Source organism: Lachnoclostridium phocaeense (assembly GCF_959599685.1).
GTDB lineage: Bacteria > Bacillota > Clostridia > Lachnospirales > Lachnospiraceae > Claveliimonas > Claveliimonas monacensis.
Genome location: NZ_CAUGIN010000003.1, coordinates 25202 through 50924, shown reverse-complemented (window position 1 = coordinate 50924; position 25723 = coordinate 25202). Strand labels below are relative to the sequence as shown.

Here is a 25723-nt window from a genome sequence, read left to right as displayed (position 1 = left end):
ATAAAAAGACATGCCCCAGAGCCCATAAAAGGGATGAAGCATGCCTTTTGCATTGATCGCTTTCTGTATTCTTTTATATCCTGTGCGGTCTGTCTCTACTCCGCCACGTCCTTCATGCTGAAGGAGAAGCGTCCCATCTTGTCTTTTCCAAGGCATACGACCTTCACAACATCGCCCAGGGTGAGCACGTCCTCCACCTGTTTGATGTGCTGTTTGGAAATCTTGGAAATGTGGACCATTCCCTCTTTTCCCGGAGCAAACTCAAGGAAGGCGCCGAACTCTTTGATGCTGACAACTTTTCCTTCCAGCACCTGGCCTGCCTCGAACTCTGTGACAATGATCTCGATGAGGCGTCTTGCCCGCTCCATAGCATCGCTCTCTGTTCCACAGATGGATACGGATCCGTCGTCCTCAATATCGATCTTCACGCCGGTCTCCTCGATGATGGCGTTGATGGTCTTTCCTCTCTGACCAACCACATCGCCGATCTTCTGCGGATCGATCTGCATCTGGATGATCTTCGGCGCGTACGGTCCCACTTCCGGTCTCGGCTCAGCGATAGTCTTTGACATCACCTCGTCAAGGATGTAGGTCCTTGCCTTCTTTGTGGCCGCAATAGCCTCCTCAATGATAGGTCTTGTCAGACCGTGGATCTTAATATCCATCTGAATCGCTGTGATACCTTTGTGTGTACCGGCCACCTTGAAGTCCATGTCTCCGAAGAAGTCTTCCAGACCCTGGATATCTGTCAGCACCAGGTAGTCATCATCTGTCTCGCCTGTCACAAGACCTGCTGAGATACCAGCCACAGCCGCCTTGATGGGCACGCCTGCCGCCATCAGGGACATGGAGGATGCACATACGCTGGCCTGGGATGTGGATCCGTTGGACTCAAACGTCTCGGACACAGTACGGATCGCGTAGGGAAACTCACTCTCGCTGGGAAGCACAGGTATGAGGGCTCTCTCAGCCAGAGCTCCATGACCGATCTCACGGCGTCCCGGTCCTCTGGAAGGTCTTGTCTCACCTACAGAGTAGGACGGGAAATTATAGTGGTGCATGTAGCGCTTGGATGTCTCATGTTCATCCAGTCCGTCCAGACGCTGTGCCTCGGACAGCGGCGCCAGAGTTGTCAGTGTACAGATCTGTGTCTGTCCTCTTGTAAACATGGCAGATCCGTGTACTCTCGGGATCAGATCCACTTCCGCGGAAAGCGGACGGATCTGGTCGATGGCTCTGCCGTCCGGACGCTTGTGATCTTTCAGGATCATCTTGCGCACAGTCTTCTTCTGATACTGATATACCGCCTCAGGCAGCTTTGCCAGATACTCTTCGTTCTCTGCGAAAGCCTCCTCCAGCTTTTCTGTCACCTGGCGGATATTCTCTTCTCTTGTCTGTTTATCGTCTGTAAATACCGCTCCCTCCATCTCTTCAGGAGTAACGATCTTCTGGATGTCATCAAACAGTTCCTGGGGAACAGCGAAACTCTCGTACGCGTGCTTCGGCTTGCCGCACTCTGCAACGATGGTCTCGATGAAAGCAATGACTTTCTGGTTCAGCTCGTGAGCTGCGAAGATAGCCTCGATCATCTGTGCCTCCGGCACTTCGTTGGCCCCTGCTTCGATCATGATCACTTTCTCTTTTGTGGAGGCAACAGTCAGGGCCATGTCAGAGACCTCTTTCTGCGCTGCTGTCGGGTTGAACACGAACTCTCCGTCCACAAGTCCTACCTGTGTAGCGGAGATAGGGCCGTCAAAGGGGACGTCGGAAATGCATGTTGCAATGGCAGCTCCCAGCATGGCTGTCAGCTCTGGTGAGCAGTCCTGATCCACGGACAGGACCAGGTTCTCCAGTGTCACGTCGTTTCTGTAGTCTTTCGGGAAGAGAGGACGCATGGGACGGTCAATGACACGGCATGTCAGGATGGCGTTTTCAGAAGCCTTTCCCTCACGCTTGTTAAATCCGCCCGGGATCTTTCCCACAGCGTACATTCTCTCATTATACTCAACACTCAGAGGGAAGAAATCGATCCCCTCTCTCGGTTTCTCAGATGCAGTTGCCGTACACAGGACTGTTGTGTCGCCGTAGTGCATGAGCACCGCGCCGTTGGCCTGCTTTGCCACTCTGTCCACATCGACACGGAGTGTTCTTCCGGCTAATTCCATTTCATACTTCTTATACATGGCGTTCTCCTTTAAAAAATATTATTCAGCCGGGGCAGGCAAAACCGAAACTACTGAAAAACATATTTGCCGCCGCAACTGTGCTTTTCAGTGGTCTCGGAATTTATCCCTGCCCACAATCTAAGATATTATATCATAGAAACGACCGGCAGGCAAGAAAAAGGAACACCCATTTTGGGTGTTCCCTTCTATCTTCCGGCCAGATTATTTTCTCAGGCCAAGTCTCTCGATCAGTGCACGATATCTCTCGATATCCTTCTTTTTCAGGTATGCAAGAAGTCCTCTTCTCTGTCCAACCATCTTCAGAAGTCCTCTTCTTGAGTGATGATCCTTCGGGTTAGCCTTGAAGTGGTCTGTCAGGTCGTTGATCCTTGCTGTCAGGATAGCGATCTGTACCTCCGGAGAACCTGTGTCTCCCTCTCCTCTTCCATACTCAGCGATGATCTGTGCTTTCTGCTCTTTTGAAATCATGTTTCATTTCCTCCTTTTTCTTATACATGGCCAGGTATTAAGTAATGGTCGGAGTCTTCCTCTTACCGAACACCGGCTGTTCTTTACCACTTGCGTAGTATAGCATACGCAGATGGGAAAGTAAACACTTTTTTATTTTAAGCGGGCGAAAAATTCTCTGCCGCAGGCGATATCCTGCTCCACATGCCGTTTCATCTCCGCCACATCCCGGAACTTCTGTTCCGGCCGACGGAAGGACTTAAAGCGGATCTTTACCTGTTTCCCATAGGCATTGTCACTGTAGTCCAGAAGATAGCTCTCAATGAGCATCCTGCCGCTGTCTGTCACCGTTGGCTTGACTCCCAGGTTTCCGATGGCATTGTACCATTTTCCATCCACTTCCACCTGCTCCAGATAGACACCGTTGGGAGGGAGCAGCTTCTCTTTGGGCGGCTCCACGTTAAACGTAGGAAAGCCCAGCGTTCGGCCCAGCTTTTTCCCGTGCTCCACGGTACCTTCCACCCCGTAGGGGTATCCCAGAAGCGTCTCCACGAGATCCATTTTGCCGGCTGCCAGCGCCTCCTTCACAAAGGTGCTGCTGATCTCCCGTCCTTCATAGCGCTCCTTGTCCACCACTTCCAGCTGGTAGTTGTACTGGTCCTGGTATGCGGCAAGCATGTGGATGTCTCCTCTCTTTTGATGTCCAAAGTGAAAGTCCGTGCCCACCACAACATAGTCCGCGTGGAAAAGCCCGGCCAGCACATCCCGGATAAAGTCCTCTGCACTCATCTGGCTGAAAGTCTCTGTAAAGGGGCAGTCCACCAGATAGTCCACCTGGTCCTCCAGATGCATCTGCCGCTCCGCTTTCGTCATCAACACCTGGTAGGGGCGCTCCAGACGACGGTACAGAGGCTCCATGTCAAAAGAGCAGACAATGCTGTTGATACCGTCCATCCTGCTATATTCTGTTACCCGCTCCACCAATTTCTGGTGTCCTCTGTGCAGGCCATCAAACTTTCCAAGCGTCACGGCGCTCCTGCCTGTTCCGCTGAAAGCCTCCAGTCCATTTATATACTGCATTGCGATCCCTTCTTTGTCGTCAGTCCTGCCCCTAAGGGCTGAAAAACATTTTTTCATTCTTGTATAGATTACTTTTCTGCTGATAGCGGTACAGGGCGATAAAACGGCCCGAGCAGTCGTACATGCGCACCACGTCCCCGTCCTTTATCTGCGTCGCTTCTCCTGTCTGTCCCTGCAGGCGCAGCGGATTGCCGTTGTACAAAAGCGCCTCCAGATATCTCGGCACATCCACTCTGGGACAGGTCTCAAACACTCTGTCCACCGGTATCAGGTGTTCTGCAAGAGCGCCCGTATCCCGGTACTGCTGCAGATCGGAGAGCTTCAGGCTGTCCTCTATCCTGAAATTCCCCACTCTGGTACGCAGCAGCTCCTCCATGCATCCGCCCACGCCCAGCATCTCCCCGATGTCATCACAGAGCGTGCGGATATACGTGCCTTTGGAGCACTCCACTTCCAGCCAGACGCGGGGAAGTTCCATCTTCTGTATCTCTATCCTGTGGATCTGCACTTTCCGGGCTTTGCGCTCCACAGTCTTTCCTTCCCTTGCCAGCTCATAGAGCTTCTTTCCGCCCACTTTCAGGGCAGAGTACATGGGAGGCGTCTGCATGTAGTCTCCGAGGAAGCTCTTCACTGCTCTTTCCACATCCTCCGGGGTGAGGCCGGAGGCATCTCTTTCTTCCAGACAGGCGCCGGAGATATCCTGCGTATCTGTCCTTCGCCCAAGCAGCAGCACAGCCCGGTATGTCTTGCTTTTATCTGTCAGTACGCCGCACACCTTGGTTGCTTTTCCCAAACATACAGGAAGGACGCCCTCCGCATCCGGATCCAGCGTCCCTGTATGCCCGATCTTCCTCTGACCTGCGATCCCCCGCAGTTTTGCCACCACATCGTGTGATGTGTAGCCTTTCTCTTTGTAAACATTGAAAATGCCGTCCAACATGTATTATGCCTCTTCAGTCTTCGTTTCTTCCTGTTCCAGCTGGCGGACGATCTGCCCTGCCAGGTTATTGATCACATCGTGCACCGTCCCGGGCATGGTACAGCCGGCCGCCTTCACGTGGCCGCCTCCGCCGAAATATTTCGCCACTTTGCTCACATCCACCTTCTCTTTGGAGCGCAGGCTGACTTTGTAGACATTGGGCTCCAGCTCGTAGAGGAAAATGGCAACCTCCACGCCTCTTGTGACCCGCAGCTGGCTGACAATGCCGTCCAGCTCTTTTGGCGTCACACCGTAAAACTTCATGACAGACTGGGACACTGAGGAAAAGATACACTGCCCATGCATGAAGACAATACTTTCGAGAAGGGCTCTTCCCAGGATCTGGTTCTGCGCATAGCTCTTCTCATAGTAAGTGCGCTCAATGATGGAGGGGGCATCCACTCCCTTCTCCAGCAGCTCCGCTGCGATCCGGAAGGTCTCCGGACCTGCGCAGGAATACTGGAACACGCCGGTATCGTGGACGATCCCTATATACAGTGCCTCCGCCATTTCCTTTGTGATCTTCTCCTTGTCGAGAAGACGGAAGATCAGCTCCGAGGTGGAGCTTGCATCCGGCACAATATAGTTTTCGTCTGCAAATGCCTGGTTGCTGATATGGTGATCCACACAGAATGTCTGGCCCGCACGCTCGAACAGAGGCCTGGAAAAACCCAGACGCTCAGCGTCCCCGCAGTCCAGACAGATAAACAGGTCACATGTCTGCTCCGGCTGTACCTCATGTCGGATCTCCTCCGTCCCCCGGATAAAGGAGAAATGAGAGGGGATCTCCTCCAAATATACTTCAGTCTCTATGTCTCTATAGTTCTCCTTCAAATACTGGTAAAGTCCCATGCAGGCGCCGACGCAGTCGCCGTCGGGCCGCACGTGTCCTCCTATCGCAACAGAGGTCTTACCCTCAAGAAGTTCTGCCAGTTTATTCTGCATCCTCCGCATCTCCTTTTTGATCCATGCCTTTGGTTACATCTGCTATCTTCCTGGACATATTGACGCCGTACTCAATGGACTGGTCCAGGATGAACCGGATCTCCGGCGTGTTTCTCATGTTTAGTCTGTGTGCCATTTCTCTCCGGATATACCCTTCTGCACTTTTCAGACCGGCGAGGGTATCCGTCTGGGCTTTCTCATCGCCCAGCACACTGATGTACGCCTTGCAGGTCTTCAAGTCCGGAGCCACCTCCACAGCGACAACAGAGGTCCACGGTGCAACCCGCGGATCCTTTATGCCGCCGCGAAGGATATTGGAGAGTTCCCTTTGCACTTCTGTGTTGACTCTTGTATTTTTAATGCTGTTCTTTTTCATAGATCTCTCTCCTTTTCGCGGCAGCCAGGCAAAAAAGCCTATCTGGGGATCTCTACCATCTTGTAGGCTTCCACCTGGTCTCCCTCTTTGATATCATTATAGTTTTCAAAGACAAATCCGCACTCATAGCCGGATCTCACCTCTTTGACATCATCCTTAAATCTCTTCAGTGATGCAAGTTTCCCGTCGTAGATGACCACGCCGTCACGGATGATCCTTGCCTGGCAGTCTCTCTCAAATGTGCCGTCCAGTACATAGGCTCCTCCGATAGTGCCAACGCCGGAAGCCTTGAATGTCTGACGGATCTCCGCATGACCCAGCACCTTCTCTTCGAAGACAGGATCCAGCATCCCCTTCATGGCAGCCTCCACATCCTCGATGGCATTGTAGATGACGCGGTACAGACGGATATCCACGCCTTCTCTGTCAGCAGTCTCCTTGGCCACAGCATCCGGGCGCACATTGAATCCAATGATGATGGCATTGGACGCAGAGGCAAGGCTGACATCCGACTCGTTGATAGCGCCCACGCCGCCGTGGATGACTTTTACGACCACTTCGTCGTTGGACAGTTTCAGCAGGCTCTGCTTCAGGGCCTCCACAGATCCCTGCACGTCGGCTTTCACGACAATGCCAAGCTCTTTCAGATTGCCCTCCTTGATCTGGGTAAACAGATCGTCAAGAGACAGCTTGGATTTTGTCTCCTCCAGAAGTTTTGCCTTGTTCTGGGAGATAAATGTATCTGCAAAGCTTCTTGCTTCTTTCTCGTTCTTGCATCCCACAAGCACTTCTCCTGCGTTGGGGACATCGTTGAGACCCAGGATCTCCACCGGCATGGAAGGACCTGCCTCTTTGACGCGCCTTCCCTTGTCGTCCATCATGGCTCTTACTTTTCCGAATGAACTTCCGGCAGCCACCGGATCGCCCACCCGCAGGGTTCCTTTCTGTACCAGAACCGTGGCAACCGGACCTCTTCCTTTGTCCAGCTGGGCCTCGATCACAAGACCTCTTGCGCGGCGGTTGGGGTTGGCCTTCAGCTCCATCATCTCCGCTGTCAGGACGATCATCTCCATCAGATCGGAAAGTCCATCGCCCGTCTTGGCGGATACAGGAACAAACACGGTGCTTCCGCCCCAGTCCTCGGGGATCAGCTCATGCTCTGCCAGCTCCTGCTTCACACGGTCAATGTTGGCGCTTGGCTTATCGATCTTGTTGATAGCCACGATGATCTCAACGCCGGCTGCTTTCGCGTGGTTGATGGCCTCCACTGTCTGAGGCATCACGCCGTCATCCGCAGCCACAACGAGGATGGCAATGTCCGTGGAATTGGCTCCGCGCATACGCATGGCTGTGAAAGCTTCATGTCCCGGTGTATCAAGGAAGGTGATCTTCTCTCCGTTGACTTCCACCACGTAGGCACCGATATGCTGTGTGATACCGCCTGCCTCTCTGTCGGTTACGTTAGTGTGGCGGATGGCATCCAGAAGAGAGGTCTTTCCGTGGTCAACATGGCCCATAACGCAGACCACCGGCGGACGTTTCTTCATCTTCTTCTCGTCCTCCTCCTCTTCCTTGAGGAGTTCCTCGATCACGTCCACAACCTCTTCCTTCTCACAGAGGATCTCAAATTCAAGAGCGATCTCTTCCGCTGTATCGTAGTCGATCTCCTGATTTACTGTGACGATCTTGCCCTGCATGAACAGTTTCTTGATGATAGCGGAAGGAACAACTTTCATCTTGTCAGCCAGCTCCTGGATGGTCAGCACTTCAGGAATAATGATGGACTTGATCTGCTCCTCCTGTTTCTGCTCTTTGTGCTGGGGCTTCTGAAGCTGGTTCTTGGGCTCCTGTTTCTTTCCTTTGCCCTTTGTCATCCTCTCGTCTTCATCGCCGCGGTAATCTTTCTTCTTGTAGTCATCCTTTCCTTTTCCTTTGGCTCTCTGGGGTTTCTGTCCCTCCAGAGCAGGTGCGGGAATGGATGTGTTCTTTCTGGACTGGCGGTCCTTGCCGTCTCCAAAGCGGCCGCCCCGATTCTCACGGCTGTCACGCCTGTCGTCCCTTCTGTCGCCTCTGTCACTGTCAAACGGCCTGCCGGAGCGCTGTCCGGGCCTTCTGTCGCCTCTCTCGCCGTTTTCGCGTCTGTCATCTCTTCTTTCCTGCCCTGGTCTTCCCTGTGCACGGCCATCTCTTCTGTCACCTCTCTCGCCGTCAAACCCTCTGCCGGGACGCTGTCCCTGGGGTCTCTCCTGGCGGCCTGCCGGACGTCCCTCTGTCCTCGGTCTGTCACTATGGGTTCTCTCTGTCTGCGGCTTCTCAGAGGTCGCTCCCGGACGTCCTGCCGGGCGGGCACCACCCTGCGCTCTCTCGGCTGCACCTGCCGGACGGGGACCTCCCTGCGCTCTCTCAGCTGTGCCTGCCGGGCGGGCGCTCCCCTGGGGTCTCTCTCCCTGGGGTCTTGCTCCCGGGCGGCCGCCCTGCGGTCTATCGGACGGTGCTCCCGGGCGGGATCCTGCTCCACGCTGCCCCTGCTGGGGTCTTCCCTGACGCATCAGATTTTTCCCATCCCGGCTGTTCTGTGGCCTGAAGACATGGACAATATTCTTTTTCTTCGGGGCTTCCTCTTTTTTCGGAGCCTCCTCCTTTTTCTTGCCAAAAGCCTTTCTGAGCATCTGGGCGTCATCATCTTCCAGAGAACTCATGTGGCTTTTTACTTCTATATTCTTGTCTGCCAGAAACTCCATCAGATCTTTGCTGGATCTGTCAAGCTCCTTTGCAAGCTCATACACTTTAATTTTCGACATGCAATTACCTCCTCTATGCAGCATCATTATCTTTCCGTATCAAGATGTTTCATGATCCCTTTTGCAAACCCGGTATCCAGGACTGCCAGGGATGCCCGGAATTCTTTTCCCATGGCATGGCCCAGCGTATCTTTATCTGCGTAAAAACGGATGGGCACTTCGTAATACTCGCACATATTCCGAAATTTTTTCTTTGTATTATCCGATGCATCTCCGGCGACGATCACAAGGGCAGCTCTGCCTGTCTTTATTTCCTTTTCTGTACAGAACTCTCCGCTTGCCGTCTTTCCCGCCTTTGTCGCAAGTCCGATCATGGACAGGGCTTTATTTTGACTCAATCTCTCTCATCTCCCTTTCCAGCATCTCATAGACGTCCTGGGGGATCGCCTGTTTGAACGACCGCTCCAGTCCTTTCTGCCTGATCGCTTTCGCCAGACAGTCGGAGGAGGGGCACAGATAAGCGCCTCTTCCGTTCTTTTTCCCGGTGGCGTCCAAAAGGAATTCTCCTTCCTGGGTCCTGATAACACGCAGCATCTCTTTTTTACTCTTCATTTCCTGGCATCCCACACATTTGCGCATGGGGATCTTTTTATTACTGTTCAAATGATCACCTATTCTTCCGTCTCATGGAACTCTATTTCATCCGGGTCGTCTCCGTACGGCTCCTCGTCGTAGCTGCCTTCATCGTAGCTCTCCTCACCGTAGCCTTCTTCTTCATACCCGTAATCATCTTCATAGTTCTCGCCGTAGCTGTCATCGTAGTCCTCGTCGTAGCCTTCCTCGTACACTTCTTCCTCGTATACGCCCTCGCCAAGCTCCATGTAGTTCTCCGGAAGCTCGCCGGACTCGATGGCCTGTGTCTCGCTCTTGATATCGATCTTGTAGCCTGTCAGTCGTGCTGCCAGCCTTGCGTTCTGTCCCTCTTTGCCGATGGCCAGGGAGAGCTGATAATCCGGCACGATGACGCTTGCTGTCTTCTCATCGGGATCAGCCATAACAGAGATAACCTTTGCCGGGCTCAGGGCATTCTCGATCAGGATACCCGGGTTCTCATCCCAGTTGATGATGTCGATCTTCTCACCTCTCAGCTCATTGACAATAGCGTTTACTCTGGCTCCGTTCATGCCGACGCAGGCGCCCACCGGATCCACATCCGGATCATTGGACCAGACAGCGATTTTTGTACGGCTTCCCGCCTCACGTGCGATGCTCTTGATCTCCACGATGCCGTCCTTCACCTCGGTAACTTCAGCCTCAAAGAGACGCTTCACCAGCTCAGGATGGGTACGGGACACCAGGATCTTCGGTCCTTTCGTCGTATTCTTAACCTCCACAACGTACAGCTTGATACGCTCTGTGGGCTTGAACACCTCGCCTTTTACCTGCTCGTTCTCTGTCAGCATAGCATCCGCCTTGCCCAGGTTGATGCTGATGTTCTTTCCTACATAGCGCTGCACGATACCGGTCACGATATCTTTCTCTTTTTCAAAATACTGGTCGTAGATCACCTGTCTCTCTTCCTCGCGGATCTTCTGGAGGATCAGGTTCTTGGCATTCTGCGTTGCGATACGGCCAAAAGATTTGGACTCCACCGGAATCTGAACCACATCGCCCAGCTCATATTTGCTGTCAATGTTCTTTGCGTCCTCAAGGCTGATCTCTTCTACCTTGTCTTCCACTTCCTCAACAACCGTCTTCTCCTGGAGAAGTTTGTAATCGCAGGTCTCTCTGTCCATGATGACCTTGATGTTGTCTGCCTTTCCAAAATGGTTCTTGCAGGCATTGATGAGAGAATTCTCAATGGCATCCATCAGCGTATCTTTGCTGATATCCTTCTCCTTTTCCAAAATATTCAACGCTTCCAGTAATTCTGTGTTCATGTGACTTTCCTCCTAAACTAAAAATCGAATGCCAGACGAATAAGCGCGATATCGCCTTTCTCAAATGTTTTTAAGCTTCCATCTTCCATTTCTATTGTTACAGTGTCCTTATCATAATCCTTAAGGATCCCGGTGAATTCTTTTTTCCTGTCCACCATGCGGTACGTGCGGATCTCCACTTCCTGTCCAAGGCTTCTCTTAAAATCCTTCTCCTTTTTCAGGGGACGACCAAGCCCCGGGGAGCTGACCTCCAGGATGTAGGCCTCGTCAATGAAATCCTTCTCATCCAGTATGTCAGACAGTTCCCTGCTGACCATCTCACAGTCATCCACATTGATGCCGCCCGGCTTGTCAATGTAGGCCCTCAGATACCAGTTACCGCCCTCCTTGACATACTCTACGTCCACCAGTTCAAATCCGTTCCTCTCTATAATAGGAAGAAGGATCTCCTCGGTCTTCTGTTCATACGTTTCTCTCTTCGCCAATGTAAAACCTCCTATCGTACCTTGCGCGCCAGGCAGGCGCTGATAAAGACATAGATTCAGCGGAAAATATATGAAAAATGGAAAAGCTCCCTATCATATAAAGAAGAGTGAACTTTCGTCCACTCTTCTGCCGCATGCTTATGTAACTGGCATTTAGTATAGCACTCCTTTTTTCGGAAATCAAGGGGTTTTACATAGATTTTGCCAATATTTCTTATTTATCCCCGGTTCTTCACTCCCTGGGTATCTCTCTTTCCGATCCGCAGGCGGTTCAGCGCCACTTCCTTCTCCTTGTAGACAGCCTTCGGATCTTCGCCGTCCTCAAACAGGTAAGCTGCTTCCAGCTCGTCGTTCTTTTTCAGGCGGATCCCCCGGACGCCCACAGCCCCTTTCTTCTTCTCGGACACTTCTTCTGCCGGGAAGCGAAGGAAATAGCCGTCCCGGGTCTGCAGTACCACGTACTGATTGTCATTGATCACTGCCACTGCAGTAAGAGAGTCGCCCTCCTGCAGCTTGGTGGCCGCTATGGTTCTCTTGGATACCTGGAACTCTGTTCCTGCCACTTTCTTCACCATTCCCTGCCTGGTGGCAAAGAACAGCATGGCAAAGCGCATCTGCTCCGCGTCGCACATGTAGACAATCTCCTCGGAAGTGCTGTCAAAGTTACTCATATTGTCTATGGGCTGGCCTTTGTCCCGGAATTTTCCGTAGGGCACATCCAGCACCTTTACCTGGTGCATTTTTCCTGTGTCGGTGAAAATACAGATCTTTCCTGTGTTGAGACAGGTCAGGACAAACTTGTTCTCGCTGTCCGCTGCCTCCCTGTTTCTCTCATAGGTGGACGTGTCCACGCACCTTGCGTAGCCGAAACGGTCCATCAGGAACACCACTTCCTGCTCCTCGAGCTTCTTCTCCTCGAAGACCGCCTCTTCCGCATTCTCCACCACGGTTTTTCTTGGAACAGCGAATTCCTTTTTAAAGGCGTCCAGCTCCTCTATGATGACGTCCGCCATGGAGTCATAATTGTTCAGGATATCCTCATACCGGGCAATATTGGCAAGCGTCTCCTCATGCTCCTTCATCAGGGCGTCTATCTCCAGTCCGATGAGACGGTACAGGCGCATCTGCAGGATGGCGTCCGCCTGGCGCTCTGTGAACCGCAGCATGGATGCCATCTTCTTTGAGATCTTTGACTTGAATGTAATGTTTTCCGTAATGCCCTGGGTGAGACAGGCCTTCGCATCCTGGACGCTGCGGCTGCCCCTAAGGATCTCGATGATCAGGTCAATAACATCGCAGGCTTTTATGAGACCTTCCTGGATCTCTTTTTTCTCCAGCTCTTTTGCCAGGAGAGTCTTATATTTTCTGGTGGCCAGCTCAAACTGGAAATCCACGTGGTGCTCGATGATCTTCTTAAGGCCCATGGTCTCCGGGCGCCCGTCCGCCACAGCCAGCATGTTGACGCCGAAGGTGTCTTCCAGCCTGGTCTTCTTGTAGAGCATGTTGGTCAGGTTTTTGACATCCGCGCCCTTCTTCAGCTCAATAACAATGCGGATACCTTCCTTGGAAGACTGGTTGGAGATGTCCACAATATCCCCCGTCTTCTTCGTCTCCACAAGGGCGCACACATCATTGAGGAACTTTCCGATGCCGGCGCCAATCATGGTGTAGGGGATCTCTGTGATGACAAGGCGCTGCTTGCCGCCTTTCATGTCCTCCACTTCCACTTTGCCCCGGATCTTGATCTTGCCCACACCAGTCTCGTAGATATTCAGAAGGTCGTCTTTGTTTACCACGATGCCCCCTGTGGGGAAATCCGGACCTTTCACATATTTCATCAGCTGTCTTGTGCTGATATCATCGTTTTTCATATAGGCTTTCACCGCATCGATGACCTCGCCCAGATTGTGGGTGGGGATGCTGGTAGCCATGCCGACGGCAATTCCCTCCGCCCCATTGACCAGAAGGTTGGGAACACGCACCGGCAGCACTTCCGGCTCTTTCTCCGTCTCATCAAAGTTGGGGACAAAATTGATAACGTCCTTGTCCAGATCCTGGAGGAACGCCATCTGGGTAAATTTGGCAAGTCTTGCCTCAGTGTACCTCATGGCAGCCGCCCCGTCTCCTTCTATGGAGCCAAAGTTGCCGTGGCCGTCCACAAGCACCATGCCCTTCTTGAAGTCCTGGGCCATGACCACCAGGGCCTCGTAGATGGAGCTGTCCCCGTGAGGGTGGTATTTACCCATGGTATCTCCCACGATACGGGCGCATTTTCTGTAGGGCCTGTCCCAGCGGATGCCCAGCTCATGCATATCGTAGAGAGTACGTCTCTGGACAGGCTTCAGCCCGTCCCGCACATCCGGGAGAGCCCTGGCAATGATTACGCTCATGGCGTAGTCGATATATGATTTTTTCATCAGATCAGAGTATTCTGTCCGTATGATCTGTTCTTCCGGCATATCTCTTTACTCCCTTCTATATGTCAAGTTCAGCCTCTGTGGCATTGTCGTAGATAAACGCACGCCTCGGCGGAACCTCGTTGCCCATGAGCATCTCTGTCACACTGGAAGCCATGCGGGCGTCCTCGATCTCCACAAGCTTCAGGATGCGGGTCTCCGGGTTCAGCGTGGTCTCCCAGAGCTGCTCCGCGTCCATCTCGCCCAGACCTTTGTATCTCTGGAGCGCGAAGGGACCGTCGTGAGTCTTCCTGTACTTTTCCAGCGCTTTATCGTCGTAGAGATACTCCTCTTCCCCCTTCTTGGGCATGGCTTTATAGAGAGGCGGCATGGCGATGTAGACATGTCCCTCGTAGATCAGCTCCGGCATAAAGCGGTAAAAAAGCGTCAGGAGCAGGGTGGAAATATGAGCTCCGTCCACATCTGCATCCGCCATGATGATGATCTTGTCATATCTTAATTTGGAAATGTCAAAGTCGTTTCCATACCCTTCCGAGAAGCCGCAGCCAAAGGCGTTTATCATGGTCTTGATCTCCGCGTTGGCCAGGATCTTGTCAATGCTGGCCTTCTCCACGTTCAGGATCTTTCCACGGATTGGAAGGATGGCCTGGAACATGCGGTCTCTTGCCGTCTTTGCGGAGCCTCCCGCAGAGTCTCCCTCCACGATAAAGATCTCACACTTAGAGGCGTCCCGGCTCTCGCAGTTAGCCAGCTTCCCGTTGCTGTCAAAAGAATATTTCTGTTTTGTGAGAAGGTTGGTCTTGGCGCGCTCCTCCGTCTTCCTTATCTTGGCCGCTTTCTCCGCGCAGGACAGGACTTTTTTCAGGTTGTCCAGATTCCGGTCAAAGTACCGGACGATCTCGTCTCCTGTCACCTTGCTGACCGCCTTGGCCGCGTCCGGGTTATCCAGCTTGGTCTTGGTCTGCCCCTCAAATCTCGGATCCGGATGTTTGATGGAGACGATGGCAGTCATGCCGTTGCGGATATCCGCTCCGGTAAAGTTGGCGTCTTTCTCCTTCAGGATACCCAGCTCTCTGGCATACTGATTCATAGCTGTCGTGAAAGTTGTCTTGAAACCGGTGAGATGGGTTCCGCCCTCCGCATTGTAGATATTGTTGCAGAAGCCCAGCACATTCTCGTGAAATTCATTGACATACTGAAAAGCGGCTTCCACCTCGATGCCGTCCGCTTCACCTTTAAAATAGACCGGCTCATGGACCGTCTCTTTTTTCTCGTTCAGTTCCCGGATAAAGCCCAGGATCCCGTCCGGCTCATGGTAGGTAATCTTCTCCGGCTCCGGTCCCCTTTTGTCTTCATATATAATAGTAAGCGAAGGATTGAGATAAGCCGTCTCGTGCATGCGGCTCTTGACTTCTTCCCCCCGGAACTTTGTCTTCTCAAAAATGGTGTCATCAGGCAGGAAGTTCACCTTGGTTCCGGTCTTCTTTGTCTTTCCGATCTTGGGAAGGAGTCCGTCCTCCAGCTCCACTACAGGCACGCCCCGCTCATACCGGTCGTGGTGGATATACCCCTCCCTGCTGATCTCCACATCCATGTAGGTCGAGAGGGCGTTCACGACAGAGGAACCCACACCGTGAAGTCCTCCGCTGGTCTTGTAGGCAGAGTCATCAAATTTTCCGCCGGCATGCAGTGTGGTATAGACGATGCGGGCTGCCGGCAGTCCCTTTGCATGCATGCCCACAGGGACGCCGCGGCCATTGTCGCTGACCGTGCAGGAACCGTCCTTCTCCAGCGTCACCCGGATCTCGCTGCAGTAGCCTGCCAGATGCTCATCCACCGAATTGTCCACCATCTCATAGATCAGGTGATTCAGTCCTTTCGTGGAGACACTTCCTATATACATGCCCGGCCGCTTGCGGACAGCCTCCAGGCCTTCCAGTATAGAAATACTGTCTGCATCATATGTGTTCTTATTTGCCATGTTCCTTCCGATCCTTTCTCTCCCATTTCTGGTATTTTTCTACACACTGTTTCAATATTAGCACAAAATGTAGGGCCTTGCAAATAAAACAGCGCGTGTTTCTAGCCCACCAGTACCGTGTGGAGCAGATCAGCCAGCACCTCCATAGCATTTCGCATCTCCTCCACGGTGTTGGTCTGGGCGCCAGCCTCCACCAGAAGGGTTTTAGGCATGAAATGCATGTTATAGCGGTAGCCCCTCAGATAGATCCGCCTTGTAAATCCCGGGTATGCATTGTTCGCCGCCACCTGCATCTGCAGAGAGAATGCAAGATTATCCTGGATATAGGGATTGGCCAGATAGTCGATCTCCCCGTTGGCCCGCGTCTTGCTCAGGCCGTTAAAGAACATGATCTGTGCCGTGGGTTTCCCATTCACCTCGGTCACCAGGTGCGTTCCTTCGTTCACACCGTCTCTGTGCAGGTCAATGACCACTTCAATGCTTGGATTTTCCTCCAGGATTTTCTGCAGATCCGGCTTTGCCAGATCATAGGCAAGACTCCGGTCCAGCTTTCCGTCTATCAGGTCGTAGACGCCTGTGTGATGCATGGTAGGGATATGGTAGGTATCATTTAAAAGCGTGGTAAGATAATCCCCGATCCCGACAATGGAAGTAGACGGATCTCCCTCCACTGAGTCTGCAAACATCTCCTGGGAGTGGGTGTGGTAGATCAGAATCTTCGGCCCCTCTGTGCTCTGGTCGATCTTCATGTTTTTACTCAGAAGATCCGCTCCGTTCAGTTCATCCGGCCGTATCATGGTGGTGCTGTCCACTGTGTAGAAATTGCCCAGCAGGTAATCGAAGTTGCTCATCTTTTCGATAGAAGTATCTATCGGCGTGCCGGAAGTATGTATGGTGGTCTGGGCGGAGTCGTCTGTTCCGCTGACCAGCGTGCCGTCCGCTCCCACTTCATTCTCATCCCCTGCCTGCTGGGCCAGGATCAGCCGATATGTGGCGTCGTCCTCCACATCTGTCTCCTCCGTTTCCTGGCTGTCCACGTAACTTCCAATAGGCGCCAGCAGGCGGATGCCGCCTGCCAGCAGACTCTGGACAGAAATGTCCATCTTGCTTTCTGCGCAGGATGCCCCGGGCAGGTACATCTTCTCCGACTGCCCCAGCAGGATCTCTGCCATCTGCCCTCCTATATGATCCAGCGGATGAAATCCCGCCTGCACGGTCCCGTAGAGGGCCAGTACAAGCAGGATCACTCCCATTGCTATTCTGTTTAATCTCCATCTTTTTCCCAACAGCTCTCCCACCTGCTCGTCTCATATTATTCGGTCCGTTCTGCCGCTTTTACACTATATGAGGCTTCTGTCAGCATTATGAGCAGCATAGCTGGTTCAGCGCCTCTGATATGGTATAGCTGATCCTCTTTACCGTCTCATCCACATCTTTCGGCGTGACAAACATGCCGTTCAGATGCGGGGCGATCAGCTCCTTGACAAGTTCATATTTTTCGGCACCATTGTATCCCTGCAGGACCACCCCCACCCCTTTCAGCGCCTCCGACTGTTCCATCTGTGCGATCAGATTTTCCATGGCGTCATTGACGATCGTAGCTGCGTCCACCACTGTGGGCACACCAATGGCAATGACAGGAACTCCTACAGTCTCTTCTGTGATCGCATTTCTCTGGTTTCCCACCCCCGACCCCGGGCTGATCCCTGTGTCTGTGATCTGGACGGTGCGGTTCAGCCTTTTGGAGTTTCTGGCAGCCAGGGCGTCTATGGCGATGACCGCATCCGGCCTGGTCTCCTCCACCACACCCCTGATGATCTCTACCGTCTCCATGCCGGTCTGTCCCATGACTCCGGGCACAATGGCACTCAAAAGACATACCCGATCTTTTCCCATGGCATATTTCCCGTATTCTTTTACAATGTGCCTTGTAATATTCAGATTGTCCGCCACGTACGGTCCAAGTGCATCCGGCGTCACCTGGCGGTTTCCCAGTCCCGCCACCAGGACGGAGAAATCTTCTTTTCCTATATCCAGGAGCTGTCTGAGGAATTGCAGGATCTCTGCCGAGACTTCTCTGTGATATCCCTCATCCGGCACGGTCAGCTCCGGGGCCTCCAGGGTGATATACGTTCCCACTGGTTTTCCCATGATCTTTGCGCCATTTTCAGTCTCGATCCTGACCGTTGTCACTTTGATATTCCTTCCCTCATCGTTGTTTTCTTCCAGCACCACTCCGGGGATCTCCACATTGTCCGCCTCAAATCGTTCTTTTTGTTCCAGTGCCAGGTCTGTCCGGATACTGTACTTCTCAATCATGTCTGATACCCTCACTTCAGTCTCTGTTTTTATTGATAGTTTTTGCAATATTTTAAGAAATATGTATTGACATCCCGGAAACCTTGGCATAAAATAAACTAGTATGTTTCGTTAGAACGTCCGTGTCCGGCTCTAACGAACGGTCATCGATTAATTTCGAAATAGTTTTATGGAGGTGGACAAGTTGGCTAACATCAAATCTGCTAAAAAAAGGATTTTAGTAAACGAAACAAAGGCTGCTAGAAATAAGGCAATCAAATCTAAAGTTAAGACCTGCGTGAAAAAAGTTGAGACAGCCGTTGCAAACAAAGATGCCGCTGCTGCTGCAGAAGCTCTTAGAGTTGCTACAATCGAGATCAACAAAGCAGGAAGCAAGGGTGTTTATCACAAGAATACCTGCGCAAGAAAGATTTCCCGTTTAGCAAAAGCTGTTAACGGAATTGCTTAAGAATAAAGAGATTAAAAAAAGACAACCATACCGTCAGTGGTTGTCTTTTTTATTATCCGCACTACTCTCTTTACAGCGCCGAGTGTCCATAGCTGTTCACGAAAGCATCTACTTTCTGCCCCGCCGTGCACATGGGACAGTTTCCATCCGAATATTTCTCGTAACCAGGCACATCCTTCTGCGTAAACACTGCATTGATATCCATCCCAGCCACTTTTGAGACAAGACTGAACGCGGCGCAGATTCCGTTCACTCTTCCGCCGTAATACAGAGTGCTCTCAATGGCCTGCATCATAGTCTTGCCTGTTGTGATAAGCCCTGCCACGATCAGGATATTCTGTCCCTCGATCATCCTTCTTGTGTTGTCACGAAAGATCATCTGTCCGGCTTTGTCCGTCTCGGGCGACACAACGGAAATATTCTTTCCCGTGTTGATGGACACCGTTCCCGGTCTGGAGAGAATGTCTGCGATAAAAGTCCCGACAACTTCCATGCCGTCAAGGCACACAACAGTATCTACCTCTGTCGTGGCCAGATACGGCTCTGCCATTACTTTGGCTGTCTCTCTCGCATTGTTGCACCTGGACTTCATGGTAGACAGGTCAATGTATGTGTTGACGTGGGAATGCGTCGTCACAAAATGACCTCTCATAACTTTCACCCTTGCTTTCGGGTTTTTCCAGGAGCGTAGATCCTCAAAATGCACATCCATATTCCCAATTCCTCCCTTCTGCTGCAACTTATTTTTCCTTTTTTCTGCTAATTCGTATTTTATCACAAATTAACAGAAATTGGAATATTGTCAGATATATTTTTGTACATCTCTTAACAAAAAAGGCATCCCCCGGAGTGTTCTGCCCCGGAAGATACCTCTCTTAAACTCTTATAAATCTGTACCACGGATTAGTTGTTGATCAGTTTGTCCTCGCCGTTCCAGCTGTAAAGCTTTCTGATCTCTTCGCCGACTTTCTCTGCCGGATGCTCTGCAGCCAGTTTTCTCATAGCCTTGAAGTGTACCTGGCGTCCTGCATCAGACATATCTGTAAGGAAGTCTTTTGCAAATGTACCGTCCTGGATGTCGGCCAGGATCTTCTTCATAGCCTTCTTTGTATCCTCTGTGATGATCTTCGGTCCTGTAATGTAGTCGCCGTACTCAGCTGTGTTGGAGATGGAGTATCTCATGCCGGCGAAACCGCTCTGATAAATAAGGTCCACGATGAGCTTCATCTCATGGATACACTCAAAGTATGCGTTTCTCGGATCATATCCAGCCTCTGTCAGAGTCTCAAATCCAGCCTGCATCAGAGCACATACACCGCCGCAAAGAACAGCCTGCTCACCAAAGAGGTCTGTCTCTGTCTCTACGCGGTATGTAGTCTCAAGAAGTCCGGCTCTTGCTCCGCCGATGGCAAGACCGTATGCAAGTGCGCGGTCCCATGCCTTTCCTGTAGCATCCTGCTCAACAGCGATCAGACACGGAGTTCCTTTTCCAGCCTGGTACTCGCTTCTTACTGTATGGCCGGGAGCCTTTGGAGCGATCATGGTAACGTCAACATTCTTCGGCGGTTTGATGCATCCGAAATGGATGTTGAAGCCATGTGCAAACATCAGCATGTTGCCTTCCTCAAGGTTCGGCTCAATGTCTTTTTTGTACATATCAGCCTGCAGCTCGTCATTGATCAGGATCATGATCACGTCTGCCTGCTTTGCAGCCTCTGCTGCTGTATAAACCTGGAAGCCCTGTGCCTCTGCCTTTGCCCATGATTTGCTTCCCTCATAAAGTCCTACGATAACGTCACATCCTGACTCCTTAAGGTTCAGTGCGTGTGCATGTCCCTGGCTTCCGTATCCGATGATCGCGATCTTCTGTCCTTCCAGTGCTGCCAGATTACAGTCTTCCTGATAAAAAATTCTTGCTGCCATTTTAACATTCCTCCTAAAATATGATGATTTTATATTGTTAAAGGATATTGTCCTTTAGCGGTCAACTATGCCTCATCGTCCGCAGACCATGTCTTCTTCTGTCCGTCCTCGTCGATAAATGTAATATCTTTCATTCCGCGGGACAGCCCGGTGATACCTGTTCTTGCCAGCTCCAGGATCTCATATCCGTCCAGCAGATTTAAAAACGCCTCCAGCTTTGACTGGTTTCCGGTAAGCTCCAGCATCAGAGAACCTTTCTCAACATCCACGACTTTGGCCCGGAAAATGTCCGCCACAGAGATGATCTCCGCTCTCTGGGCTGCGTTGGCCCTCACTTTCACCATGATCAGTTCACGGTAAACGGACTCTCCTTCCTTCAGCACCTTGATCTCGATCACGTCCTCCAGCTTGCGTACCTGCTTCTCGATCTGGGAGAGGATCAGCTCATCTCCGCTGGCCACGATGGTGATCCGCGTAAATCTGGGATCCGCCGTCACGCCTGCCGTGATGCTGTCGATACTGTATCCCCTTCGGCTGAACAGGCCGGAAATACGGCTCAGTACACCTGGATTATTATCTACGAGCAATGAATATACTCTTTTCATACCTGCACCTCTTCTCTCTTGATTTTCAAAAACAGAGTGCGTTCTGTTTTTTAATAATAACAAGGATCCACACTTTTGTCAAGCGGTTTACCCCTGTTCCGCAATTTTTTCTGCCAGCTCTGTCAGATAGACCCATCTTTCCATTTTTTCATCCAGCTCTTCCTGCACCCTGTCCTTTTCCTCCATCAGCTCTTTCAGCTTCACAGAGTTTGTGGCATTGGCCATGATATCTGCATCCAGCTTCTCAATCTTTTCTTCCAGCGCCGCGATATCTTCATCGATGGTCTCATATTCTCTCTGTTCTTTGTAGGAGAATTTCAGCTTTGTACTCCGCGGCTTTTTCCAGTCTTTCTCCTTTCCAGCCTCAGCTTTTCTGTCGCTTCCGGCCCCTGCTTTCACATCCGGGACGGCCTGGCCCCTGGCCTGGATATAGTCAGTATATCCGCCTTCATACTGTGTAAGCGTTCCATTGCCGGAGAACTCAAAAATCCGATCCGCCACATTGTCCAGGAAATACCGATCATGGGAGACGGTCACCACAATCCCCGTAAAAGAGGAAAGATAGTCTTCCAGGATCGTCATAGTAGGAATATCCAGATCATTGGTACACTCATCCAGCACAAGGAAATTGGGATTAGACTGCAGAATCCCCAGCAGATACAGCCTCTTTTTCTCCCCGCCGGACAGCTTTTCAACCGGGGAATACTGCATTTCCGGTGTGAAAAGGAAGCGCTCCAGCATCTGGGATGCAGTGATCCTGCCCTCTTTTGTCTGCACATATTCACCGATATCTTTCACATAGTCAATGACCCGCTGTTTTATATCCATCTGGGGCAGCTCCTGGGAAAAATAGGCAATGCGCACGGTCTCTCCCACTTCCACCTGGCCCTCATCCGGCTCCGTCTGCCCGGCAATGATCTTAAGAAGCGTAGATTTTCCGCAGCCGTTAGGTCCTACGATCCCCACTTTCTGGTTCTTGAGAAAAATATAGTCAAAATCACGGATGAGGATCTGCTCTCCGTATGCCTTGCTTACATGGTGGAGTTCCACAGTTTTCTTTCCCATTCTTGTCTCCACGGAATCAATCCGTGCCGTCTCTTCCGCCACAGGTCCTGTCTGATTTTTCAGCGCTTCCAGTCTCTCCAGTCTGGCTTTCTGCTTGGTGGTTCTGGCGCGGCACCCTCTCTTTGCCCACTCCAGCTCCATGCGCAGCACGCTCCGGCGCTTTCTCTCAGAGGCAAGCTCCATCTCCTCACGGGCCGCTTTCTGCTCAAGGAAACCGGAATAGCCGGCCTCGTAGCTGAAGATCTTTCCGTCATCGATCTCCAGGATCCGGTTTGTCACCTTATCAAGGAAATACCGGTCGTGGGTCACCATCAGGATGGTCCCCCGGAAGGCTTTCAGATACTCCTCCAGCCAGCCTATCATCTCCTGGTCCAGATGGTTGGTAGGCTCATCCAGAAGAAGCACGTCAAAGGAATCGGCCAACACCTTTGCCATGGCCGTCCTCTTCTTCTGTCCCCCGGACAGGGTATCGATGCGGGCCTCCCAGTCTGTGATGCCCAGTTCATTTAAGTTACTCTGCACTTTCCAATCCACATTCGGATCCCCGGTGAAGGCCCAGGAGGACACAGTCTCCTCCTCTCCGAACTGCGGCGTCTGGGAAAGGTACGCCATGCGGATGCCGTTCTGTGTAATGATCTGTCCCTCATCCGGCGTCTCAAGACCTGCCACAAGTCTTAAAAGGGTGGTCTTACCGGTTCCGTTCAGTCCGATAATGCCTGCCTTCTCCCCCTCCTGCACACCACAAGAAGCGTCCTCAAAGATTGTTTTCCCGCCAAATATTTTGCTGATGTGTTCTATGTTGATGATATTCATAAGTAAAACCTCTCCATATATTTCCTGCCTCTGCAGGGCATCTTAAGGCGCACAAAAAACACTGCACCCGACGCTATTTTATCTAATTTCCCTTCTCCCTGCAAGTATCCGCAAAAAAGGCTGCCGGCCGTATAGATTTTTGTGTTTCCTATTGACTGTTCCCCGGGGGAACATGCTATAAAGGAAGCACAGAAACGTATGAAACCGGAGGATGACAGCATGAAAATCAAGGAAGCTGAGGAACGGACCGGGCTGACCCGCAAGGCCATCCGGTACTATGAAGAAAACGGGCTGATCCACCCGACCCAAAAAGAAAATGGATATAAAGATTACGACAGCGCAACGATCCAGCGCCTCCTGATCATAAAAAAGCTGCGCCTGCTGGATTTTTCCGTCACCGAAGTCCGCCTTTATCTGAGCGGCGGCGCTCCCTCCTCCATTCTGGAAGAAAAAATCCAGTGCAAACAAAAAGAACTGTCCAGGACAAGGCAGTCCCTCCGCCTTCTCCAAAAGCTGAAGAACGGCGCGGATCTGGCGCATCTGGATGTAGAAGGTCCCCTTCTTGGGGACACACTGGATCGGATACAGCGCATTCTATCCGGCAATCTTCTGTTCGCCCTTGCCAACCTGTGCTCCTTTCTGGTCATCACGGGCATCCTCATTTTTCAGGCGGCACACAGCCCTGCCTTCACTCTGCCGCCACCGATTCTCTTTCTACAGTGCTTTCTCACTGTCGTTCTGGGACTCTGGAAAACCCGGCTCAAGTCGAAGGCTCTTGAAAGAGGCGTCTTTCTTCGAATGATCATGCCCGCGGAAGCAGCCATGATGTTTCTGCTGTGCGCCTTTACCTTTGCCGTGGCCGGCCAGATGGTGCTGAGCCGGATCTGGCTGATCCACAGGGCGCTGGCACAGATGGACGGCAGCCCGTCCATGACCGCAGTCATTCTTCTCCAGGGCCTGTGCCTGCTCCTCTACGCAGCGCTGGATCTGACTATGGTTGTTCTGCCTTTCACTTCAGCCATGCGGACCCAGGCAGAATTTACCACCGGGAAGCAGCCCACATCCCGGCAGCCACGCCTGCAAGACAGAACACAACGCTGAGGAGCACATACAGCGCGGAAAGCACCGTCTCACCCTTCTCCAGAAGCCGCCAGGCCTCCAGGGAAAAGGTGGAAAAGGTCGTAAATCCACCGCACACACCTGTCTTCAGAAACAGGATCAGCCCCTCCAAGTCCCACAAAAACAAAACCTGTCATCTGCATATTCTTTAACCTCTTCTTACAATTTTACAATGCGTATTTACAGTGCGCACCATACCATTATAACACACCAAAGGACAGGGCCCAAAACAGGTTCCTGTCCTTTATAAGTCTTAAAGTGTATATGGTTTTGTTAGAATTTACGCTTTCTGTGCTTTGCGCGCCGCACGCTTTTTGCCGTACCAGAGAATGAGGCCCACATAGACAGCCGCCGCTACGATACCAATCACGTAGGCTGCGCCCCACGGTACATTGAAGCCAATCTTGGCATTGACAATGTATGTGATGGTGACAAACGCATACCATGCGCCCGGGATCAGAGGCATCCAGACAAATCTCGCTTTTCCGTTCTCAAACATCCAGACAGAGATGGCGATGAACGCGAACAGGGACAGGGTCTGGTTGGACCATGCAAAGTATCTCCACAGGATGTTGAATCCTTCCGCGTTGCTCTTCGCGAACACGAGGATCACAGCCACAAGGATAAAGATGACAGCAGCCAGTCCCAGACGTTTCTTCACATTCTTCTGGTCAATATGAAGGGCATCAGAAACCGCCATACGAAGGGAGCGGAGCGCCGTGTCGCCGGATGTGATGGGAAGCACGATAACACCCAGAAGGGCGATAACGCCGCCCACAGGTCCAAGGATATCCTTGCAGACAACGCCAATGGTAGCTGTAGCCAGTCCCGCGTCAGCAGCCTGCAGGCCCAGGTTGTAGACACCCATGGCGCCGGCAGCCCACACCATAGCGATGAAGCCCTCCAGGACCATCATGTTGTAGAATGTCATGCGTCCCTGACGCTCACTCTTCATTGTACGGGAGATGATGGCTGTCTGGGTGGAATGGAATCCAGACAGGATACCGCACGCAACCGTGATGAAGAAGATCGGGATAAAGTGGTTCGCGCTGAAGTAGTCACCGTAGGATACAAGCGCGCCGTTCCAGCTGTCCCAGAGGTTGATCAGCGGATAGCCCTTCACGAAGAGGCCGATAAACACACCGATAGCAGAGAACAGAAGGATTGCTCCGAAAATCGGGTAGATGCGTCCAATGATCTTGTCAATAGGGAATACAGTAGCCACCAGATAGTAAACAAAGATCACACCGTAGATCACCCATGTGGATACGGATGTAGCTGATCCATCAAATCCGAATACCTGTGTAGCTGCGATATCGCCAGGTGTATAGATAAAAACAGCTCCTACCAGGAGAAGCAGCAGGCTGCAGAAAATCTGGTAGAACGTGTACACACCCTTATTGCTGTACCTGCGGATCATATCCGGCATCTGTGTTCCGCCGTCACGCAGACAGATCATACCGGAAAAATAATCGTGCATGGCACCGCCGATAATATTTCCGATAGGAATCGTAATAAACGCGATAGGTCCGAACAGAATACCCTGGATAGGTCCAAGGATAGGACCAGTACCTGCAATGTTCAGCAGGTTGATCAGACTGTTCTTCCACTCTCTCATGGGAACGTAATCAAGACCGTCCTGTTTTGTGTAGGCAGGAGTCTTCCTGTCATCAGGACCAAAAACATGCTCGCAAAATTTGCCGTACAGCGCAGCGCCGACGAACAAAATGGCGAGACCGATAATAAAAGTTGCCATATGTTTCCCTCCTTTTTCTCATTCCATATGTTACACTTTTATGCACCACTTTAGTGTAACAGCGTGAATTTCAAATGTAAATGAACTATTTTAATCAA

General features: G+C 51.7%; 23 protein-coding genes. 2 read left to right on the top strand and 21 right to left on the bottom strand.

The features are described from left to right. Window positions 1-95 precede the first annotated feature (95 nt). The 15 genes from Q5911_RS01955 to gpr all read right to left on the bottom strand — a co-directional run bounded on the left by Q5911_RS01955 (window position 96) and on the right by gpr (window position 17896). Window positions 96-2183 (bottom strand): polyribonucleotide nucleotidyltransferase, encoded by a 2088-nt coding sequence (locus tag Q5911_RS01955; RefSeq protein WP_303180565.1) that lies wholly within the window; start codon window positions 2181-2183, stop codon window positions 96-98. A 204-nt stretch (window positions 2184-2387) separates the two neighbouring features. Next, on the bottom strand, window positions 2388-2654 hold the full coding sequence (gene rpsO, locus Q5911_RS01950) for a 30S ribosomal protein S15 (RefSeq protein ID WP_033125523.1): 267 nt from the start codon (window positions 2652-2654) through the stop codon (window positions 2388-2390). Between the two features lie 132 nt (window positions 2655-2786). Beyond that, on the bottom strand, window positions 2787-3713 hold the full coding sequence (locus Q5911_RS01945; RefSeq protein ID WP_281725608.1) for a bifunctional riboflavin kinase/FAD synthetase: 927 nt from the start codon (window positions 3711-3713) through the stop codon (window positions 2787-2789). 31 nt (window positions 3714-3744) lie between these two features. Then, window positions 3745-4653: a tRNA pseudouridine(55) synthase TruB gene (gene truB, locus Q5911_RS01940; RefSeq protein ID WP_303180564.1), complete on the bottom strand. Its 909-nt coding sequence runs from the start codon at window positions 4651-4653 to the stop codon at window positions 3745-3747. Window positions 4654-4656: 3 nt separating this feature from the next. Beyond that, complete coding sequence (locus tag Q5911_RS01935) at window positions 4657-5646, bottom strand: DHH family phosphoesterase (RefSeq protein ID WP_442913466.1); 990 nt, start codon at window positions 5644-5646, stop codon at window positions 4657-4659. Further along, complete coding sequence (gene rbfA / locus Q5911_RS01930; RefSeq protein WP_303180561.1) at window positions 5627-6013, bottom strand: 30S ribosome-binding factor RbfA; 387 nt, start codon at window positions 6011-6013, stop codon at window positions 5627-5629. Before rbfA ends, Q5911_RS01935 begins: the two co-directional genes overlap by 20 nt. 38 nt (window positions 6014-6051) lie before the next feature. Then, window positions 6052-8814, bottom strand: a complete 2763-nt coding sequence (infB, locus tag Q5911_RS01925; RefSeq protein WP_303180559.1) for a translation initiation factor IF-2 — start codon at window positions 8812-8814, stop codon at window positions 6052-6054. A 26-nt stretch (window positions 8815-8840) separates the two neighbouring features. Beyond that, a complete protein-coding gene (locus Q5911_RS01920; protein ID WP_076777511.1) occupies window positions 8841-9128 on the bottom strand; it encodes a ribosomal L7Ae/L30e/S12e/Gadd45 family protein in 288 nt (95 codons plus the stop codon). Between the two features lie 10 nt (window positions 9129-9138). Further along, entirely contained in the window at window positions 9139-9393 is a 255-nt protein-coding gene (rnpM, locus tag Q5911_RS01915) for an RNase P modulator RnpM (RefSeq protein WP_076780855.1), read from the bottom strand. 32 nt (window positions 9394-9425) lie between these two features. Next, a complete protein-coding gene (gene nusA, locus Q5911_RS01910) occupies window positions 9426-10694 on the bottom strand; it encodes a transcription termination factor NusA (protein WP_303180557.1) in 1269 nt (422 codons plus the stop codon). 17 nt (window positions 10695-10711) lie between these two features. Continuing rightward, window positions 10712-11179 carry a ribosome maturation factor RimP gene (gene rimP, locus Q5911_RS01905; protein ID WP_076777513.1) on the bottom strand — a complete coding sequence of 156 codons (468 nt, stop codon included), beginning with the start codon at window positions 11177-11179 and terminating at the stop codon, window positions 10712-10714. A gap of 218 nt (window positions 11180-11397) precedes the next feature. After that, window positions 11398-13638: a DNA gyrase/topoisomerase IV subunit A gene (locus Q5911_RS01900; protein ID WP_303180556.1), complete on the bottom strand. Its 2241-nt coding sequence runs from the start codon at window positions 13636-13638 to the stop codon at window positions 11398-11400. 16 nt (window positions 13639-13654) lie between these two features. Further along, window positions 13655-15577, bottom strand: coding sequence for a DNA gyrase/topoisomerase IV subunit B (locus Q5911_RS01895; protein ID WP_303180554.1), 1923 nt, complete (start codon window positions 15575-15577; stop codon window positions 13655-13657). 101 nt (window positions 15578-15678) lie between these two features. After that, window positions 15679-16863: a stage II sporulation protein P gene (locus tag Q5911_RS01890; RefSeq protein WP_303180552.1), complete on the bottom strand. Its 1185-nt coding sequence runs from the start codon at window positions 16861-16863 to the stop codon at window positions 15679-15681. A gap of 76 nt (window positions 16864-16939) precedes the next feature. After that, entirely contained in the window at window positions 16940-17896 is a 957-nt protein-coding gene (gene gpr / locus Q5911_RS01885; RefSeq protein WP_281725616.1) for a GPR endopeptidase, read from the bottom strand. Between the two features lie 184 nt (window positions 17897-18080). On the opposite strand from gpr, the gene rpsT reads away from it, so the two are divergent. Beyond that, a complete protein-coding gene (gene rpsT, locus Q5911_RS01880) occupies window positions 18081-18344 on the top strand; it encodes a 30S ribosomal protein S20 (RefSeq protein ID WP_076777518.1) in 264 nt (87 codons plus the stop codon). A gap of 70 nt (window positions 18345-18414) precedes the next feature. Here rpsT and Q5911_RS01875 read toward each other — a convergent pair whose 3' ends face one another. From Q5911_RS01875 to Q5911_RS01860, 4 genes are all read right to left on the bottom strand, one after another. Continuing rightward, a complete protein-coding gene (locus tag Q5911_RS01875) occupies window positions 18415-19056 on the bottom strand; it encodes an orotate phosphoribosyltransferase (RefSeq protein ID WP_226393978.1) in 642 nt (213 codons plus the stop codon). A gap of 191 nt (window positions 19057-19247) precedes the next feature. After that, a complete protein-coding gene (gene ilvC / locus Q5911_RS01870) occupies window positions 19248-20267 on the bottom strand; it encodes a ketol-acid reductoisomerase (RefSeq protein ID WP_303180546.1) in 1020 nt (339 codons plus the stop codon). Between the two features lie 65 nt (window positions 20268-20332). Continuing rightward, on the bottom strand, window positions 20333-20872 hold the full coding sequence (ilvN, locus tag Q5911_RS01865) for an acetolactate synthase small subunit (RefSeq protein WP_076777522.1): 540 nt from the start codon (window positions 20870-20872) through the stop codon (window positions 20333-20335). 87 nt (window positions 20873-20959) lie between these two features. Further along, window positions 20960-22750, bottom strand: a complete 1791-nt coding sequence (locus Q5911_RS01860) for an ABC-F family ATP-binding cassette domain-containing protein (RefSeq protein ID WP_303180544.1) — start codon at window positions 22748-22750, stop codon at window positions 20960-20962. A 219-nt stretch (window positions 22751-22969) separates the two neighbouring features. Here Q5911_RS01860 and Q5911_RS01855 point away from each other — a divergent pair, with 219 nt between their 5' ends. Beyond that, window positions 22970-23851: a MerR family transcriptional regulator gene (locus Q5911_RS01855; RefSeq protein WP_303180543.1), complete on the top strand. Its 882-nt coding sequence runs from the start codon at window positions 22970-22972 to the stop codon at window positions 23849-23851. Here the strand turns inward: Q5911_RS01855 and Q5911_RS01850 are convergent. After that, window positions 23790-23990: a CrcB family protein gene (locus Q5911_RS01850; protein ID WP_331591400.1), complete on the bottom strand. Its 201-nt coding sequence runs from the start codon at window positions 23988-23990 to the stop codon at window positions 23790-23792. The genes Q5911_RS01855 and Q5911_RS01850 overlap by 62 nt on opposite strands. Window positions 23991-24149: 159 nt before the next feature. Then, window positions 24150-25625, bottom strand: a complete 1476-nt coding sequence (locus Q5911_RS01845; protein WP_191384213.1) for a carbon starvation CstA family protein — start codon at window positions 25623-25625, stop codon at window positions 24150-24152. Window positions 25626-25723 lie beyond the last annotated feature (98 nt).